Genomic DNA, 19,325 nt, shown 5'->3' with positions numbered 1-19,325 from the left:
TAATAGATTAATATAATCAGATATTTAAGCCATTATAGGCACAAAATTCCTATCTGTTTGTAACGCAAATTTAATTAACAAATTTGCGAATAATGATTTATTGTCTTTTGCATTGTTAAAAAACATGGAAACACTAGGCCAAAGCCTTTTGCAAAATGCGCTGCTTAAAAAAGCTTTTTTAAAACATCAAAGCGCAGCTTCAATTAAATCAACTCAACAATTAAACATAGTTGATGTAATATCAAAGCCAAAACCCTATCGGCGTAAATCCTATCTTTTAGGATTTATCGAAAAGAAAATATTTAAAAAAACCGATCGCCAATCTTTAAAAAAGCTTTTGCTTGCCGCAAAGCGTTTTGATTTACAAAACCGGCAAAAGGGGCAACGTTGCGGCCCACTTGGCACTATTGCGCTAGAAATATTAGAATATTTTATCAATATTATTGATTATAAAACCGGGCGCCTTGAACCGGCAATTTCTACAATTATGGGCAAAATTCGCCGCTCTCGTGACAGTGTAGTGCGCGCATTAAAGGCCTTGCAAAATCATGGCTTTTTAAATTGGGTACGCCGTTATAGCCACAATGATAAAGCCGAAGGACCAGCATTTAAACAAGCAAGCAATGCCTATTGCTTGAGCCTGCCAGAAAAATGTGCCCATTTGGTTAAACAAGAAGCACCAATTTGCCAACATTTGAGCGATCAACAACAACACCACAAAAACCAACAACAAGCCATGTTCAATACTCTTTCATATGAAGAAAAAATCGCCCTTGATTTTAACGATAATCCCAAACTTGCCCAACAGCTTCTAAAGCTCGCAAATGTTTTTGAAAACTCAAAACCAAGCTTAAATTTTTAATACCAAAACCCTGAGTCCGATCAACAGACAGAATATCAAACTATATTATATTTATAAAAAACCGCTGATTAAACCAAAGGATTGCTAATGAATTAAATGAACTTTTAAAACATATCTTTAAAGCATAAAGAAAAAAGGCTCTAGAAATATTTTCATGAGTGAACCCTCATTGTTAATCATTAAAAGTTTACTGCCAATGTCTCAATCAACTATTCACAAATGAAACGTTATAATATAACATAAAGTGAATAATGTTGGAGGCAAAATTTAATGAATAAAAACAATCCCTTCTTATCAAGTATTTTTGCCCAAACATCATGGCGGCGGTTCTTATACGTCTTAATCCTTTTAGCTATCCTATGGCTTGGGGTTATTTGGGCAGTTAATTTACTATGATCGCCTTTCGAAATACGCCTCTCATTTCCTTAAGCCATGTAACTGTTGCTTATGAAAGACAGCCGGCTCTTCAAGATATTTCAGGTTGTTTTGATGCCGGCAGTTTAACCGCTATTGTTGGGCCCAATGGTGCCGGTAAATCAACATTGGTTAAAACCATTATGGGCGACTTAAAACAGTATAAGGGTGAAATTAATAAAGGAAGCCTTAAACTTAAAGACTTTGGCTATTTACCGCAAGCTTCTGACATTGAGCGTCATTTTCCTTTGAGTGTTGCCGATACAGTTTTATTAGGCGCATGGCATAAAATTGGTGCTTTTGGTGGCGTCTCTAAACAAATTGCCGATAAAGCTCAACAAGCCTTAGCAATAGTTGGCCTTGAAGGGTTTGAACGGCGCTATATTGGCGCCTTATCAGCAGGGCAGTTTCAACGGGTTCTTTTTGCCCGCTTGCTATTACAAGACGCTAAAATAATTATTCTTGATGAACCATTTAATGCAATTGATGAGCGTACCATGCATGATTTGTTAGCCTTGATCGGTCGTTGGCACCAAGAAGGGCGCACAATACTTGCCGTTTTGCATGATATTGAGCAAGTTAGAAATAATTTTCCATCAACTTTATTATTAGCGCGCCATCTTATAGCTTGGGGGCCGACTAAAACCACATTAACTCCCACCAATTTAGCCAAAGCTAAAGATTTAGCGCAAGGTTGGGACGAAGCCACCTTGGTTGATCAAAGTGGTTTCGCCAAAAACACGCAAGGTGCATTATGAGCGTTTACGGCTTTTTAATTGCGCCTTTTGTCGATTATGGTTTTATGCGCCGTGCATTAATTGCATCCTTCGCGCTTGGCATGGGGGCAGGGCCGATTGGGGTTTTACTTATGTTGCGCCGCATGAGCCTTATGGGGGATGCTATGAGCCATGCTGTTTTACCAGGTGTTGCAATTGGCTTTTTAATTGCTGGTGGCTTGTCATTGCCGATTATGGGATTGGGCGGTTTAATTGCCGGTCTTAGTGTTGCTTTACTTTCTGGCTTGGTAAGCCGCACAACAATACTGAAAGAAGATGCAAGCTTTGCTAGCTTTTACCTTACATCACTCGCACTTGGTGTTTTGATTGTTTCTTTGCGTGGCTCTAATATAGATCTTTTGCATGTGCTGTTTGGCACAATTCTCGCAATAGATGCCGAAGCACTTTTTATTGTGAGTGGTATTGTTTCTATAACTCTTATTGTGCTTGCACTTGTTTATCGGCCACTGGTTGCGGAATGTTTTGATCCCGGTTTCTTGCGTTCTGTTGGTGGATGGGGGCCGTTTTACCATTTCGTCTTTTTATTTTTGGTGGTGCTTAATCTTGTTGCTGGTTTTCAAGCCTTAGGCACATTAATGGCTGTGGGTTTAATGATGTTGCCGGCTGCAATTGCGCAATTATGGGCTCGTCGTTTACCAATCATGTTTGCCATTGCGGTGGCATGTGCCATGTTATCTGGATATTTTGGCTTGCTTGCATCCTATCATTTAAAATTAGCTTCCGGACCAACCATTATTATAACCGCAAGCATTATCTATGCCGTTTCCCTTATTATAAGTCCTGCCGGCGCCTTAAAACGCCAATGGCATAGTCGTAAATTAACCTAGTAAATCAACAGGAAAAACGATCATGAAACAAAAATTTAAGTTTGGACTATTGGCAAGCTTATTGGTGTTCGCATTTACGCCAACATTATCTCATGCAAAAACCATCGATGTGGTTAGCAGTTTTACAATCCTTGGTGATGTTGTAAAAAATGTCGGTGGTGATCATGTTAATGTGCATAATCTTGTACCTGCCAATGGCGACCCTCATGAGTTTGAGCCATCCCCTAATGACGCCAAATTGCTGCAAGCTGCTGCAGTCACCTTTATTAGCGGTGAGGGATTAGAAACTTGGTTTGAGCGGCTTGCCAAAGCCTCTGGCAGCGCCAAAAAGCCGATCATTGTTTCGACCGGCATTAAAACTCATGATTTTGAAGAAGACGGAAAAAAAGTCACCGATCCCCATGTTTGGAACAGTGTGCCAAATGTGCTTATCTGGGTTGATAATATAGAAAAAGCCCTTATTGAAGCAGATCCTGAAGATGCAGCAAGCTTTAAAGCCAATGCAAATGTGTATCGCAAGCAATTGCAAGAGCTTGATGCATCTATTCGTGCGCAATTTGCAAAAATTGCTCAAAATGAACGGCAAGTTCTTACTAGCCATGATGCCTTTGGTTATTATGGTCATGAATATGGGGTAAAATTTTTGTCACCATTAGGATTGTCAACGGAAACAGAAGCATCAGCTGCTGATATTGCACAGCTGATTGATCAAGTTAAAAAAGAACATGTCAAAATGTATTTCTTTGAAAACTCAAATGATCCGCGCATGGTGGAACAAATTGCAAAAGCAACAGGCGTACAAGCAGGCGGCGCACTTTATCCAGAAGCATTATCGGCGGCTGATGGACCTGCAGCAACCTATATAAAACTAATGAATTATAATACAAATCAGATTATTAATGCGCTTCAAAAATAAGATTTTGTTTACACTACCACTTTCGCTAAGTGTTAAGCAAAATTGATATATTGTTTATAAATTGAGATAAAATTTGAGGTCATGGCTGCTAATTCATTGGCAGGCATGATCCTAACCTATATCAATATTGATCCATTGGTAATTAGGTAAATTGAGATGATTATATATGAATATGTATTTGTTAATTTATTAGCACCTTTTGGTGGGCTTGCGGATAATGATGAATTATCTGACAAGGTCGAAGAATTTGAAAGACAAAAAAATGATATAGGATTGATAGATTTTATTGAAAAAGAAATGGACGCTGCTTTAATATTTTATTTTGGTGAAGATTATTTATATTCAAAAAACATAAAACATACTTATTATTATTATTTATTTTGTTGCGATAGGCAAAAAACAACAAAAATTTTTGAAAGTAGTCTAATTACATTTAAAAATGTGAACTTATTTTATCAAGCCCTTGAAAATATATATCATAAAATGGCTGCAGTGACTGGGCCAACAATTATTAAGTGCAATGAGATGATTGAAAATGATCAAACCGGTGATCTACTTACCATATTTAAAGATAGAAAAGCTTGGCTAGATTATATGAAAAAATAATTTATCAATAATGATTTTTATGAGCATTATTTCTTTTTAAAAATAGCCACAAATCACCATTGATAAATTATTCTTTTTAGCGCATTTTAACAAATCAATAGGATCATTTATTTGAGTTTGGAGTTTTCTATGACCAGCAAGTTGGAACAATTGCGCGCCATGACGACTGTGGTTGCCGATACTGGCGATATTGATGCAGTTATTCGCCTCAAGCCAACCGATTGCACCACCAATCCTACCATTGTTTTAAAAGCATTGGGCACGCCAATGTTTAGCTCTGCGGTGAGTGAAGCCGTTAGCTGGGGCAAGGGACAAAATGGCAGCCGTGAAGCAATTATCAGCGCTATTGCGGATCGCCTTGCAATTTCGGTTGGGGCAGCTTTGGTCAATATCGTTCCGGGGCGTGTTTCAACGGAAGTTGATGCAGATCTTTCTTTTGATACCGAAGCTTCGGTTAAAAAAGCCCATAATATCATTGCTGCCTATAAAGAACGTGGCATTGATCGCGAGCGCATTTTAATCAAGCTTGCTTCTACTTGGGAAGGTATTCGTGCCGCAGAGATTTTGCAAAAAGAAGGCATTGATTGCAATTTGACCTTGCTCTTTAGCAAAGCGCAAGCCATTGCCTGCGCCGATGCTGGCGCTTTCCTTATTTCGCCATTCGTTGGCCGTATCCTTGATTGGTACAAAAAATCAACTGGTCTTGATTACACCGCTGAAACTGATCCCGGTGTCTTATCGGTTCGCTCGATTTATAATTATTACAAGGCTAATGACATTAAAACCATTGTTATGGGTGCGTCTTTCCGCAATGCCGGCGAAATTGAAGCTCTTGCTGGTTGCGACCGCCTAACCATTAGCCCTGCGCTTTTAGATGAATTGGCCAATGACAATGGTGCATTGCCACGTCAATTATCACCTGAAACAGTTACGGCTGAAGCACCGATCCACATGGATGAAAAAACCTTCCGTTGGATGATGAATGAAGATGTGATGGCAGCTGAAAAATTGTCAGAAGGTATTCGCGGTTTTGCCAAGGATTTAACCGCCCTTCGCACCATGATTGATAAATTGTTGACCGCTTAATTGATCAACGTTTTTTAAAGCCTTTTTTAAAGCACGCCAAATTAGTTTTTCGCGTGCTTTAAATTTTTATTTTGCGTATTTTTTGAGCGCATAATAGGGCAGGGGATAAGGCTTTTTTAGTTAAATATAATGGATTCAATCATTTTTTAAAATAAAAGCCGCGGCCTTTTCAGCAATCATCAAGGTTGGTGAATTGGTATTGCCTGACGTTATTCTTGGCATGATAGAAGCATCGGCTATGCGTAAACCATGTATGCCGCGCACCCTTAGCTCAGGATCAACAATGCTGTTTTCATCGCTGCCCATGCGGCACGTGCCAACAGGGTGAAAAATTGTTGTGCCAATGTCGCCAGCAGCTTTAATTAAATCATCTTCACTAAAAAAATTGCCGCCCGGCATAAACTCCACCGGATTATATTTTTGCAAAGGTGCTTGTTCGACAATTTTGCGGGTAATACGTATTGAATCGGCCGCAACGGCTTGATCGCTGGCGGCGCTTAAATAATTAGGCGAAATAGCAGGCGCTTCTTTATAATCATTGTTTTTAATATGAATAGTGCCACGGCTATCGGGACGTAAATTACAAACACTTGCGGTAAAGGCTGGAAATTTATGCACTGGTTCACCAAATTTGCCAAGGCTTAAAGGCTGTACATGATATTGCAAATTGGGCGTGGTAAAACTGTCATGAGAGCGAGTAAAAATACCAAGCTGGCTTGGGGCCATCGCCATTGGGCCAGAGCGTTTAAGCAAATATTCAAGGCCTATCATCATCTTACCCCAAAGGCTTGAGGCCTTTTCATTTAAAGTGGCAATATTTTCCACTTTGAAAGCGCAGCGCAATTGTAAATGGTCTTGCAAGTTTTCGCCAACCTCTTTGCGCTCTAGGATAAGATCAATATTGGCGGCTTGTAAAACATCACCGCAACCAATACCGGAAAGCTCTAATATTTGCGGCGACCCAACGGCACCCGCACAAAGAATAATTTCGCGGTCTGCAAAAATTGTCTCATCACCTTGCGCGCCGCTAATCACCACGCCACTTGCACGCAAGCCTGCATCTTCACTGGTTTTTGAAAATTCTAGCCGCTTAACTTGCGCCTTTGTGCGCACGACCAAATTGGGGCGATGGGCAGCTGGCTTTAAAAAGGCTTTGGCGGTATTAAGTCGTACACCATGGTTTTGGTTGACATTAAAATAAGAAATGCCTTCATTATCTCCACGGTTGAAATCATTGATAATAGGAATACCATAGGCATAAGCAGCATCACGAAACGCATCAAGAATATCCCAATGCAAACGCTGTTCTTCAACCCGCCACTCGCCGCCTTTGCCGTGAAATTCGCTATCATTGCCAAAATAATCTTCAGATTTTTTAAAAAATGGTAAAACATCATCCCACGCCCAACCAATGCCACCTAATTGGCGCCAATGATCGTAATCTTGCGCTTGGCCGCGCATATAAATCATACCATTGATGGACGAGCAGCCACCAAGCACCTTACCGCGAGGATAGGCAAGGGCGCGGCCATTCAAGCCTTTTTGCGGTTCGGTTGTAAAACACCAATCGGTGCGCGGATTGTTAATGCAATAAAGATAGCCGACGGGAATATGAATCCAGATATAATTATCGCGCTTGCCTGCTTCCAACAGTAAAACCCGATTATTTGGATTTTCTGATAAGCGATTGGCCAATAAGCAACCAGCAGTACCTGCACCAATAATAATATAATTAAAAGCCTCCGCCATGATAATACCTCCCAATATAATCAAGAAGTCACTATAAAGAGGTTTTTAATTTTACCAAATAACTTTTCTGTGGCTGGCCGCAATTTTGTTCTATTTTTATGCATTACAATCATAGCAATATTTTATTTTCTTATCAGCTTGATAAGACGTAGATATTTAACGTTAAAAAGGACACGCCTCCTATAATATATATTGTATAAAATATTAGCTCAATGATAAGTAAAGAGGCGGCAATTCGTGAGGCGAATGAATGGTTAAATTCAGCAAAGCTTTTTCGATTATTTTATTCATAGCAGCTATTTCATTTGCAAGCTCGTCTTTTGGGGCAGAAGTACTTAGCAAGGATAGGTGTCAAAGCTCAGTTCTTATTGATGGCATGAAAGTCGAATTATCGCTGACGGCGCCAATTATTGTTGACAAAAATACCAATAAATTAGTTGAAAATGACTTTAATGATGAGAGGCAAGAAAGATTACCTCCTGGAATACGATTAAGTTTTACAGCTATTGATAAAGATATTCAATGGCAGGAATATTTATATAGTTTTGGTATCGATATTTGGTATATGAATGGCAATGACCCAAAAGGTCTTCTTATACAATCTACTCGGCCAAATGTATCAGAAAGCTTAATAAAAGTTGATGTTTTAAAAAAAGGCATGAATATGTCGAAAGTTCATTCTATAAGTTTTATTAATTTTGCCGAAATATTTGAAAAAAATGGCTTTAATATAACATTTGGCGCCTTAGGAAGATTACACGATATAAAAAAGATGGCTCCAAATCCAACAATCACCAATATTTATGAAGGTGATAAAAATATTTGGCAGGCACCTTTTGAGATATGTTTAAAAGCAAAGTGGCAATATAATTAAGCTTAAAAGTGAGTGCGTTTTTGATCGAAATTTGTGATGCCTTTGGCTTTATCATCACATTCTTAATTGCAAGAATTTTATACTGAAAAATATGGGTAATTTAGCATAATTTTTCTAATTTTTATTTATTTTTGAAAATTTTAACGCTTCATAGTTTTAGAAAAAAATTCTATTTTATAGCCAATTTAGATGATGCAATTGCTTTTGGTTGCAATAGACACTCAATATATCAACCAATATATCAATTGTCGCATGAAACGGGAAAATTTTTATGAATTTATTTAAAGTGGGACTCGGTGTTGTGTTGGCTTTGGGTAGCGGTAGCTTTGCTACAGCCGCCGAATATGTGAAACCCGAAAATATTATTACAACAGGCGGCACTGCTATTTTCCACCTTAACCAAGAGCAAGGGGTTTTAAATCCAGCCTTGCGGGCGTCTACCGGTGTTTATATGATTTCTGGCAAGATCATGGAACCATTGATTGATCGTTCTTATGAAGGTTATGTGCCCGTTTTAGCCACCAAATGGTCTTCATCAGAAGATGGTAAAACCATTACCTTTGATTTGCGCGAAAATGTTCGCTGGCATGATGGGGTTGATTTTACCTGTGATGATGTTGCCTATAGTGCCATGAATCTTTGGAAGCCTTTGCTCAATTATTCCTCAACCTTACAAGAAAATTTGGTGTCGGTTGATTGCCCAACCCCGCATAAAGCAGTTTTTAATTATGCAAAGCCAATGCCGCTTGAGCTATTGGTTGCTGCTATGCCTGATCTTGGTCACCCTGTGCCCAAGCATCTTTATGAAGGCATTGATATTTTAAGAAATAAATATAATGCCGCGCCAATTGGTACCGGTCCATTTAAATTTTCTAAATATGAGCGCGGTCAATATATTATAGCTGAACGCAATGATGATTATTGGCGCGGCAAAAATTATCCCTATCTTGACCGCGTGGTTTGGCGTTTTATCACCGATAAGGCTGCGGCAGCTGCCGCACTTCAATCAGGTGAGTTGATGGAAAGCGGCTTTAACAGCATTTCTATGTCGGATATGGAACGCCTTGGCGCGAGCGGCAAATTTGACATAGGTCCCAAAGGTTTTGAAAATAACATCGCCCATACCACGGTTGAGTTTAATTTGCGCAATCCTATCCTTGCCAATTTAAAAGTGCGCCAAGCAATTTATCACGCTTTAGATATTGATTTTGCGATTAAAAATATCATGCGTGGCTATGGTAAGCCCGGGCATGGGCCAATTCCAAGCACGGGCGGCGCAAATTATACCGATGATGTACCAAGCTATGCCTATGATGTTGAAAAAGCCAAGCAATTGCTTGACGAGGCTGGCTACAAAGCCGATGCCAATGGCATTCGCTTTAAATTGCGCCACCGCCCAGCACCTTGGGGCGAATATACACAGCTTTGGGCAGAATATTATGCCCAAGCGTTAAAAGAGGTGGGCATTGAGGTGGAACTTGTTGCCAATGATGCACCCGGCTTTTTAAATGGCGTTTATCGTGACCATGATTTTGACACGGCGAGCGGCTGGCATTTATTCCGCAATGATCCAGCGGTTTCCACCACTGTTTGGCTGCAATCGGGTATTCCAGCTGGCACGCCTTGGAGCAATCAATATGGCTATAAATCGGAAAAAATGGACAGTCTTATTGAACAAGCGGCAGTTGAGATAGACCCAAAAAAACGCGCTGATCTTTATCATCAAATGCAAAAATTAGAGATGGAAGATTTGCCGGTGATTTTCGCGATAGAGCATCCATTTGTGGCAACCACCAGCAAGGTAATGAAAAACCACCATAATACACCGCGTTGGGATTCATCTAGCAATTATGATTTACGGTTAGATCAATAGATCGGTTTTCTACTCTTTTTAAACGACTATCCTTATCAGCATAAAAGGCAGTGGCTTTTGCCCTGCCTTTTCGTTCAATGTACAATATTTTGGTGTTTTCATGCCTGCCATTTTAACCTTTGCGCTGCGCCGTCTTGTGCAAGCGGTTCCCGTTATACTTCTCATCATGGTGGGTAGTTTCTTGCTTATGCATCTAGCTCCCGGCGATATGGTTGATGCGCTTGTCGGTGATATGGGCGGTGCAGATCCAAAATTTGTTGAAAATTTGCGTATTGAATACGGGTTAGACCAACCCGTCTATGTGCAGCTATGGCTTTATTTGGTTAAATTAGCGCAATTTGATTTTGGTTGGTCTTATGTTTATGAGCAGCCCGTTTTACAAGTATTGCTGGATCGCTTGGTGCCAACCTTATTATTAATGGTGTCATCGCTTTTTGCCGCTTTTATTTTTGGCATTGCTCTTGGTGCATTGGCTGCGCGTAAAGCCTATTCGGCAACCGATACGGTTATCTCAACGCTTGGATTGGTTTTTTACGCATTGCCAAGCTTTTTCCTTGCGATTTTGATGATTATTGTCTTTTCGTTAAAACTTGGCTGGCTTCCATCGGGTGGCTATAAGGATATTATTGCTTTTCATACGGGTTGGCGCAATGCGCTTGATATTGCTATTCATCTTATCTTGCCGGCAACATCGCTTGCCTTAATTTACCTTGCTTTTTATATGCGCTTAATGCGTACCTCAATGCTAGAAGTTATGGATCTTGATTATATCCGCACGGCAAAAGCTAAGGGCGCAAGCGGCGCAAGATTAATGTTTCACCACATTATGCGCAATGCTTTATTACCGGTTATCACTTTGCTAGGCCTACAATTTTCCACTATTTTGGGTGGCTCAGTGGTGATTGAGCAAATGTTTTCCATTCCAGGGCTTGGGCAGCTTGCTTATACATCGGTTATCAAACGCGATATGAATTCTTTGATGGGCATTATAATGCTATGCTCGATTTTGGTGGTGATTGTTAATTTTATCACCGATCTTATTTATGCCCGCCTTGACGCAAGGATTGAACTATCATGAGTGCTGAAACCATTTTGCCGCACATCAAACAACCATCACGCCTTAACGCCTTTTGGCGCCGCTTTGCCCGCAACCGCGCGGCAGTGCTTGGGCTAATCTTATTCATAATCCTTGTTGGCATGGCGCTATTTGCTGGCTTTATTGCACCCGGTGATCCATTGCGCCGAGCAGGTGACGCACTTGTTTTTCCATTTATGAATAGCGCAAACCCGCTTGGCACCGATCAGCTTGGCCGCGATATTTTGGCCGGCATTGTTCATGGCGCACGTATATCGCTGTTAATTGGTGTGGTTGCCACTTTAATTTCAATTATTATTGGCGTTATTATTGGTGCCATTGCTGGCTATTTTGGCGGCCTAATTGATGATGTTTTAATGCGCATTACCGAAGCCTTCCAAACCATTCCAAGCTTTATTTTGCTGTTGGCTTTGGTGGCCATTTTTGGCTCGACAATTGAAAATATTATTTTTTGCATTGGCATTGTTTCTTGGACTGCCCCTGCACGCATGGTGCGGGCTGAATATATGTCGCTAAGGCAGCGCGAATTTGTTGAAGCCGCGCGCAATCTTGGTTGCAGCAATTTATCCATTATTTTTAAAGAAATCCTGCCAAGTGCTTTGCCACCCGTTATCGTCTTTGCGTCGGTTATCATGGCAAGCTCGGTCTTGATGGAGGCGGCGCTTGCCTTTCTTGGTTTAAGTGACGCAAATTATGCGAGCTGGGGCAATATGATCGGGCAGGGCAGGGCGGTGCTGCAAAGCCAATGGTATTGCGCGGTAATTCCCGGCATTGCAATTTTTATGACGGTTCTTTCATTTTCCCTTTTGGGTGAAGGCCTTAATGACGCTCTAAATCCTAGGCAGAAAAAATGACCAAGCAACCGATTATTGAAATTAACCATTTGCAAATTACCTTGCCAAAGGGGCAGGAGCGAGTCTTTGCTTTGGCGGATTTATCGCTTAAAATCCATGCCGGTGAAATCACTTGCCTTGTTGGGGAAAGCGGCTCAGGCAAATCCTTGACAGCAAGCGCCATTATGGGGCTATTCCCTTCACGCACGGTAAAAGTAAGCAATGGCGAAATCCTTTATCACGGTGAAGATTTATTGAAAATGCCAGAAAAATCGCTGCAAGCCTTGCGCGGTAATAAAATGGCGATGATTTTTCAAGAACCGATGACGGCGCTTAATCCGCAAAAAAGCGTTGGTTGGCAAATTGATGAAGTGTTGCGTTTGCACACCAAATTAAACAAAAAAGACCGCTTTCTAAAGGTCATAGATATTTTGACAGAGGTGCATATCCCCGATCCAAAATCGGTGTACCATGCCTATCCCCATCAAATTTCAGGTGGGCAAAGGCAAAGAGTGATGATTGCCATGGCGCTCATTTTAGAGCCAGAATTTATCATTGCCGATGAACCGACAACCGCCCTTGATGTCACGACACAAGCGCAAATTTTGCATCTTATCAAGGAACTGCAAACCAAGCATAAAACCGGCATTTTGTTCATTACCCATGATTTTGGAGTGGTGGCGGAAATTGCCGACAATGTTGCGGTTTTAAAACTGGGTGAATTGGTCGAGCATGGCAGCGCTGACGAGGTGCTAAACCGCCCCCAACATCCTTATGTTAAACAGCTTATCAGTGCCGTGCCATCACTTGTGCCACCGGTTGAGCGTCAAAACTCAATGGATAGGCCAGTTTTGTTAAATGCCATAGGGCTTAATAAAATCTATAAGGCAAAGGCCGGCTTTTTTTCAAAGGGGCGCAAAGCCGTCCATGCGGTAAAGGATCTATCATTTCAATTGCATCATGGTGAAACCCTCGGCATTGTGGGCGAAAGTGGTTCAGGTAAATCCACCGTATCGCGCTTGATAACGCGGCTATTAGCAAGCGATAGCGGCGAAGTACATTTTGATGGCCAAGATATTTTAACCGCCAGTGCCAGCCAATTACAGCGTTTGCGCAAAGATATACAGATGGTCTTTCAAGACCCAATGGCATCGCTTAATCCGCGCAAAAGGGTGATTGACCTTATTGCCCAAGGGCCAATTATTCATGGTGTAGCAAAGCAAAAAGCCCATGAGGAAGCACGCCGCCTCGTTGAATTGGTAGAATTGCCGCAAAGCAGCCTTGAGCGTTTCCCGCATGAATTTTCAGGCGGCCAACGCCAACGCATTGGCATTGCGCGCGCTTTAGCATTAAAGCCAAAAATCATTGTGGCTGATGAGCCAGTTTCCGCCCTTGATGTGTCGGTACAAGAACAGGTTTTAAAGTTGTTAATCCATTTGCGTCAAGAATTGTCGCTATCAATTGTGTTTGTGACCCATGATTTGCGGGTTGCTGCACAATTATGCGACCGGGTTATTGTTATGCAAAAGGGGCAAATTACCGAGCAAGGAGAAACTGCCACTCTTTATAGCAATCCAAAATCTGATTATACCAAACAATTATTGGCTTCAATTCCAGGTAAAAATTGGCATCCACCGCGCTTTTAAAATGTCAATTATGATAAGATCTGGTCATTGCTAAGAAAATATCCTATTTATAATGAATAGGATTTTAAATATTAACGTCGATAAAGTGCCTCTCAATGCTTGCAACTTGGCTTGCCGATTTCATGGAACTTGCGCGCACCCGTAGTTTTACTCGGGCGGCAGAAAATAGAAATGTCACCCACCCAGCTTTTGGGCGGCGCATAAAAGCATTGGAAGAATGGGCGGGCGTGCCGCTTATTCACCGCACTGTGCCGATTGATTTTACCGCTGAAGGCATTATTGTTCTTGAAACAGCAACTGAAATTATTGAAACCTTGCGGCTTTTGCGCGAGCGTTTGGATAGCAGTGATAAGACCGGTGAACCAGATTTAAAAATTGCTACAGGTGTGACGATTTCATCAACCTTTTTTCCCCAATGGTTAAAAGAAGTGAGCGCAATTATTGGCAATTTTAGCACTCGTATCATTGCTGGCAATCACGAAAAAGCCATTGGCGCTTTGGCAAATCTTGATGCCGATATTTTAATTGCCTATTCAAGCTATCATACAAGGTTGAAATTAAACCCTGCCCAATATGATTGGATCATTATTGCGACGGAAGAATTAGTGCCAATAAGTGCGATTGGTGAAAACGGCAAGCCACTTTTTACCGGCAGTGAGTCAAGTTCTACCCCTTATATTGGTTTTACCACTACAACTGCTCTTCACCCGATTATTACCCGCCATTTATCAAGCCTTAAAAACAAACCTAATGTTAAAATGGTGCATGAGACAGATTCTTATTCATCGGTATTGGAACTTGTTGCGGCTGGTATAGGCATGGCATGGCTGCCTTTGCGTTTGGTGCGTCCAAGCCTTGATGCAAAGCGCATCATGCTGATTGATCAACCCTCATGGCAGGCAAAACTGGATATTGCTCTTTATCGGCGTAAATTATTTTCTCATAAAATAGTCAATCAGCTTTGGGAAAATTATTCTCTTCATAAAATTGATTAATTGATATTTAAAACTGCAGGTATCGGTTAGAGGCAGGCTCTAATCATCACTCATTATGCATAATTAACAGCGTTTTTTGCTCGCTTTTAATGATTTAAAAAAAGCCGATTATTATAAAAAACTATTATACATCGCGATTAAAAAATGTTATATAAACAAAATAAACTTAATTCTGCAAAGAGAGCACCATATTTTTCATAAAAATAAGGTTGGATTTTCTTTTGGTTTTTATTTATTATTTTCTATGCGTATGACTTATTATAAGTATTTGTTTGTATTATAATATTGCAGATATATGCATTGTAGCACTGATCATATCAGTTCTGTCTTTTTTCGCTTTTGTGCCATTATTGCACATAGATGTGCCAAAAAAGCACGAGATTTTCCAATAATATTTGCTAGTTTTTAAATCGATTTTAAAAACGTCATCAATTGTGTGATTCCAGACATAGCAATCCATTATGCTATTAAGTGGAATAATTTGCCAATATTGTGACCAAAATCATAAAATGTAACGCATCTTGAAAATTTGGAGATTTTTTAGATGCCGTTGTAAGTCCGTCATTCAAGACGCAAAGATTGATGTCTTGGATGAATTGCAAAGATAGTTGGGCAAATTATTGACTAAGGCTTTAAGCCCCATTCAAGTTTAAATCTTTCGCTCGATTTTGTTTGCATCCTGCACATGCAACTGCAATTTAAATAGGGAGGCCATATGTCTAATCCACAGGGCACAATGACAGTGGGGCAAATTATGCGCAAAAATTGGCGCGAATTTGTTGCAGCGAGCGCCGGTAACGCGCTCGAATTTTATGATATTTTGATTTATGGATATTTTTCCATAACCATTGGTAAGCTATTTTTTCCAAATTCTGACGAAACAGTATCACTGCTTATTGCGGTTGGTACTTTTGGTATTTCGTTTGTTACCCGTCCGCTTGGTTCGATCATTTTAGGTAGCTATGCTGATAAGGCTGGCCGAAAAGCCTCAATGTCCTTGTCTATCGGGCTTATGGTGCTTGGCACGGCAATGATTACCTTTGTACCAAGTTATGAGACGATTGGTTTCATTGCTCCTTTGGTCATTATCATTGCGCGTATGATCCAAGGCTTTTCAACCGGCGGCGAGTTTGGCGCGTCTGTTGCTTTCCTTGTTGAACATGCAGGAACCAAACGCCGTGGCTTTTTTGCCAGTTGGCAAATGGCAACCCAAGGCCTAGCAACGGTCATGGCGGCAGGTATGGCAGCATTGATTTTTTGGTATTTTGATGCAACCCAAATTGAAAATGGTGCATGGCGCATTGCCTTTGCCTTTGGTTTGCTCATCGGCCCTGTTGGTTGGTATATTCGCCGCAATGTGGCTGAAACCGAAGAATTTGAACAAGTTAAGCATGAAAAGGTTGATCATAAGCCATTTAAGGAACTTTTGACCAATAATCTAAATAGCATGTTGCTTTGCATTGGCATTGTTGCTGCGGCAACCGCTTATAATTATGTTCATAAAATTTATATGCCAACCTATTCCATCAAGCAATTGCATTTGCCTGCAACTGTTTCTTATATTGGTGCATTAATCACCGGTTTGATGTTGTTGTTTGTGTCTCCCATGGTTGGTGCATTATCAGATCGCTTTAACCGCATTAAGCTTGTTGGCTTCTCATTGCTATTGCTTGGCTTAACTTCGTTTCCGTTGATCTATATTTTGAACAAATGGCCAAGTGCAACCACGCTATTCTCTGTGCAAGCTTTTGTTGGTTTCCTTCTTGCTTTAAGTTTGGCAGCTATGCCAGCACTTATTGCTGATATTTTCCCAACCAATGTGCGCAGTACCGGGCTTGCAGTTAGTTACAATATTTCTGTAACTATTTTTGGTGGTTTCGCGCCGCTTATCGCAACATGGTTGATTGATAAGACACACAATAATCTTGCTCCGAGCTTTTACGTTATAGCAACCGTTGTGCTAAGCTTAATTGCCATTACTGCGCTTTATCAACGCACACCAAAACGCCGCTAATATAAGGCTAGAGCAGCTTTGATTAAATTAAACCAAGCTGCTCTTTATTTTTGATTTGACGCATTTTTGACTGAAAGTCCGTTTTACTATTTTGCTAAAATGGAGGGAGAAAATAAATTATGACTTCAAAATTCAAACATTATCCAATTGAATTGCCTTTTCCAGATATTTCCGTTTGGAAAGAAGGCAATTGCGGCGTTCAATATATTCACCATTTTGATTCAGGTAAGCCAGGTAAGCATGCAATGATTATGTCATTGGTGCATGGCAATGAAGTCAGCGGTGCGTTGACTGTTGACCGCCTATTACGTGATGGTTTCAAACCAAAACAAGGCAAGCTTACCCTTGGCTTTGCAAATATTGCTGCTTATGAAGCTTTTTCAGCTGAAAACCCAGATGCAACACGGTTTATCGAAGAAGATATGAACCGCGCATGGGATAATGAATCGCTTTACGGCACGCGTGATACCATCGAAATTCGTCGCGCCCGTGAAATTGAACCAGTGCTTGCTGATGTAGATCTACTGCTTGATCTTCATTCTATGCATGAAGCTGATCCGCCAATTATGATGGGCGGCGTATTACCAAAAGGTGAAGCGCTTGCACGAGCCATTGGCGTGCCAGAATTTATTATTATGGACCAAGGGCATAAGGCTGGCAAACGCTTGCGTGATTATGGTCAGTTTGGTAATCCAAATAATGATAAGGCAGCGGTTTTATATGAATCAGGGCATCATTTTGAAAAGCAAGCCTATCCGCTAGCTCTAGATGTTGCTGCGCGTTTCTTAATCGTTGCTGGTGTTGCTGATGCAAGTGACGTTTCAGATTATTTGCTTAATCAAGCACCAGTTACACAAAAAGTCATTGATATTACCGAAGCTGTGACGATTAAAACTGACAATTTCCGCTTTGCTGAAGATTATGTTGGTATGCAAGTTATTGCTAAAAAAGGCACAGTCATTGGTTATGATGGCGATGAGGAAATTGTCACGCCATATGATAATTGCTATTTGTTGCAGCCCACTTTGCGTCATGCACGCATTGGCACCACTGCGGTGCGCTTGGGTCGTGAAAAATAGATTTAACTTAGATTTGCAGTTTTTTCTATTCCTCCCGTCATGTAAAAAACTGCAATATGACGAGCATTTTTTGTAAGTTATGGATCATCACTTGCAAAAAAATTGCTCAAGGGTTCTTATCCATCCTCCCCCTTTCACGGATAAGAACCCTCCATTTCTTGACCCATTGGGTATTTTTCAAAAAATAAAAATATTGCATAGAGCACTTTTTTCGATCGTAAAAAGTGTTCTTGGGCTCCTATTCTATTCCTCCCCCCGCTTTTAAGGAATAGGGGCCCACCTTTTTTAATCTATAATTTTTTCTAATTTGCACCAATCAGCAATAAATAATGCCATGGTTTGCGTTACTTTGCGCAAGGATTGTAAATCCACACATTCATCAAAACCATGCGGATTTTTACAATATGGTCCATAGACGAGAGTTGGGCAATCGCCATAAAGTCCAGTAAAGCGCGCATCCGTGGTGGCAGCAAACACATGCTCGCCAAGTTCTTCATTCCATACTTGCCTATGCGATCGTTGTAAGGCAGCTTCTTGCGCTTCAGCATTTTCAAGCACATAGCCTTCTGCCAAAAAGCCCGTATAGCGAATTTTCGGCATATTTTGGCAGCCCTTAATTTGAGCTGCTTTATCCATAATAAAGGCTTCAAATTCTTTACAGATTTCGTTTATTGATTGTTTAGGATAAACGGCAATGCGCACTTCAAACGTGCAAGAGGCTGGCATGCTTGACGGCCATTCGCCGCCATTTATTTTACCAATATTAAAATTAATTGGGTGGGGATGCTTATCAAAAGGCGGATGGTTGGACTTTTGCGCGTTCCATTTGCTTTCTAACTCGTCCAAAGCTTGGATTAATTGCATTGCAATATGGATAGCGCTTGCGCCTTTGCCAAAATCCCCAGATGCGTGACCGGGGGCGCCTGATACTTCGACCTCTATCCAGATAGGTCCAGTTTGCGCCCGCATTAATTTGGGTTCTAACGGCTCAGGAATGAAAGCTGCATCGGCACTATATCCACGCACAAGGCAGGATAAAGCACCATTACCCGTACATTCCTCTTCAATGACTGATTCAACATAACAAGGTGAAGCTGGCATAAAGCCTAGGGATTGCAAGGCTTTCAATGCAAAAATATTGGCCGATACGCCTGCCTTCATGTCGCCTGCACCGCGCCCATACATCCAGCCATTTTCAATGCGTGGTTCAAAAGGCGGCGATGACCAAGCTTCCAGAGGGCCGGTTGGTACCACATCAACATGCCCATTTAAGATAAGCGATTGGCCAAGAGTTTTGCCCTTGGGCAGATATTGGCCAACCACTGACCATGCATCATCATAAGATACACTAACGGGAGAAAAGCCACGGTGGGATTTAATTGCTTCAATATCAATCAACCATTTATCAACATTTAGACCAAGATCGATCATTGCCTCAGCCATAAAATCTTGAATAGCTGCTTCTTGTCCTCTTAGTGAGGGAAACTTAACCAGTTTTTCAAGAAATTCCACCTGTTGATCAAAAAGGCGATCAACAGCCAATTTGATATCTTCGTTGCTGGGGTAGGGGACTGATGACATGAGGGCTAACCTTTATGCTGTGATATGATTGATTGATATTTTATTAATAGCTAACTTGGTGCATCAAGAACTTTTTG

The 19,325-nt window shown here is 41.0% G+C and carries 16 protein-coding genes; 14 read left to right on the top strand and 2 right to left on the bottom strand.

The window, feature by feature from the left end:
• Positions 1 to 124: 124 nt before the first annotated feature.
• From N6A79_RS15335 to tal, 6 genes are all read left to right on the top strand, one after another.
• Positions 125 to 862, top strand: a complete 738-nt coding sequence (locus tag N6A79_RS15335) for a helix-turn-helix domain-containing protein (protein ID WP_263499849.1) — start codon at positions 125 to 127, stop codon at positions 860 to 862.
• A 392-nt stretch (positions 863 to 1,254) separates the two neighbouring features.
• Positions 1,255 to 2,034: a metal ABC transporter ATP-binding protein gene (locus N6A79_RS15330; protein WP_263499848.1), complete on the top strand. Its 780-nt coding sequence runs from the start codon at positions 1,255 to 1,257 to the stop codon at positions 2,032 to 2,034.
• Positions 2,031 to 2,900 (top strand): metal ABC transporter permease, encoded by an 870-nt coding sequence (locus tag N6A79_RS15325; RefSeq protein ID WP_263499847.1) that lies wholly within the window; start codon positions 2,031 to 2,033, stop codon positions 2,898 to 2,900. The genes N6A79_RS15330 and N6A79_RS15325 overlap by 4 nt, the downstream gene beginning before the upstream one ends.
• 22 nt (positions 2,901 to 2,922) lie before the next feature.
• Positions 2,923 to 3,816, top strand: coding sequence for a metal ABC transporter solute-binding protein, Zn/Mn family (locus N6A79_RS15320; protein WP_263499846.1), 894 nt, complete (start codon positions 2,923 to 2,925; stop codon positions 3,814 to 3,816).
• A gap of 156 nt (positions 3,817 to 3,972) precedes the next feature.
• Positions 3,973 to 4,422: a hypothetical protein gene (locus tag N6A79_RS15315; protein ID WP_263499845.1), complete on the top strand. Its 450-nt coding sequence runs from the start codon at positions 3,973 to 3,975 to the stop codon at positions 4,420 to 4,422.
• Positions 4,423 to 4,551: 129 nt separating this feature from the next.
• The gene (tal, locus tag N6A79_RS15310) at positions 4,552 to 5,508 is read left to right on the top strand and encodes a transaldolase (protein WP_263499844.1); all 957 of its coding nucleotides are present in this window, start codon (positions 4,552 to 4,554) and stop codon (positions 5,506 to 5,508) included.
• A 135-nt stretch (positions 5,509 to 5,643) separates the two neighbouring features.
• On the opposite strand, the gene N6A79_RS15305 is transcribed toward tal, so the two are convergent.
• Complete coding sequence (locus tag N6A79_RS15305) at positions 5,644 to 7,257, bottom strand: GMC family oxidoreductase (protein ID WP_263499843.1); 1,614 nt, start codon at positions 7,255 to 7,257, stop codon at positions 5,644 to 5,646.
• Between the two features lie 250 nt (positions 7,258 to 7,507).
• On the opposite strand from N6A79_RS15305, the gene N6A79_RS15300 reads away from it, so the two are divergent.
• From N6A79_RS15300 to N6A79_RS15265, 8 genes are all read left to right on the top strand, one after another.
• On the top strand, positions 7,508 to 8,131 hold the full coding sequence (locus tag N6A79_RS15300) for a hypothetical protein (protein WP_263499842.1): 624 nt from the start codon (positions 7,508 to 7,510) through the stop codon (positions 8,129 to 8,131).
• 271 nt (positions 8,132 to 8,402) lie between these two features.
• Positions 8,403 to 10,004: an ABC transporter substrate-binding protein gene (locus N6A79_RS15295; RefSeq protein WP_263499841.1), complete on the top strand. Its 1,602-nt coding sequence runs from the start codon at positions 8,403 to 8,405 to the stop codon at positions 10,002 to 10,004.
• Between the two features lie 100 nt (positions 10,005 to 10,104).
• Complete coding sequence (locus N6A79_RS15290) at positions 10,105 to 11,082, top strand: ABC transporter permease (protein WP_263499840.1); 978 nt, start codon at positions 10,105 to 10,107, stop codon at positions 11,080 to 11,082.
• Positions 11,079 to 11,954 carry an ABC transporter permease gene (locus tag N6A79_RS15285; RefSeq protein WP_262099995.1) on the top strand — a complete coding sequence of 292 codons (876 nt, stop codon included), beginning with the start codon at positions 11,079 to 11,081 and terminating at the stop codon, positions 11,952 to 11,954. The genes N6A79_RS15290 and N6A79_RS15285 overlap by 4 nt, the downstream gene beginning before the upstream one ends.
• A complete protein-coding gene (locus N6A79_RS15280; protein ID WP_263499839.1) occupies positions 11,951 to 13,579 on the top strand; it encodes an ABC transporter ATP-binding protein in 1,629 nt (542 codons plus the stop codon). Before N6A79_RS15285 ends, N6A79_RS15280 begins: the two co-directional genes overlap by 4 nt.
• Before the next feature lie 95 nt (positions 13,580 to 13,674).
• Complete coding sequence (locus N6A79_RS15275; protein WP_182419843.1) at positions 13,675 to 14,574, top strand: LysR family transcriptional regulator; 900 nt, start codon at positions 13,675 to 13,677, stop codon at positions 14,572 to 14,574.
• A 715-nt stretch (positions 14,575 to 15,289) separates the two neighbouring features.
• Positions 15,290 to 16,588 carry an MFS transporter gene (locus tag N6A79_RS15270; protein WP_262080764.1) on the top strand — a complete coding sequence of 433 codons (1,299 nt, stop codon included), beginning with the start codon at positions 15,290 to 15,292 and terminating at the stop codon, positions 16,586 to 16,588.
• A gap of 119 nt (positions 16,589 to 16,707) precedes the next feature.
• A complete protein-coding gene (locus tag N6A79_RS15265; protein WP_182419842.1) occupies positions 16,708 to 17,667 on the top strand; it encodes a succinylglutamate desuccinylase/aspartoacylase domain-containing protein in 960 nt (319 codons plus the stop codon).
• Between the two features lie 285 nt (positions 17,668 to 17,952).
• Here N6A79_RS15265 and N6A79_RS15260 read toward each other — a convergent pair whose 3' ends face one another.
• On the bottom strand, positions 17,953 to 19,248 hold the full coding sequence (locus tag N6A79_RS15260) for an ArgE/DapE family deacylase (RefSeq protein WP_263499838.1): 1,296 nt from the start codon (positions 19,246 to 19,248) through the stop codon (positions 17,953 to 17,955).
• Positions 19,249 to 19,325 lie beyond the last annotated feature (77 nt).

The sequence above is a fragment of the Bartonella sp. HY761 genome (assembly GCF_026743145.1).
GTDB lineage: Bacteria > Pseudomonadota > Alphaproteobacteria > Rhizobiales > Rhizobiaceae > HY038.
This window is presented reverse-complemented; position numbering and strand designations above follow the sequence as displayed.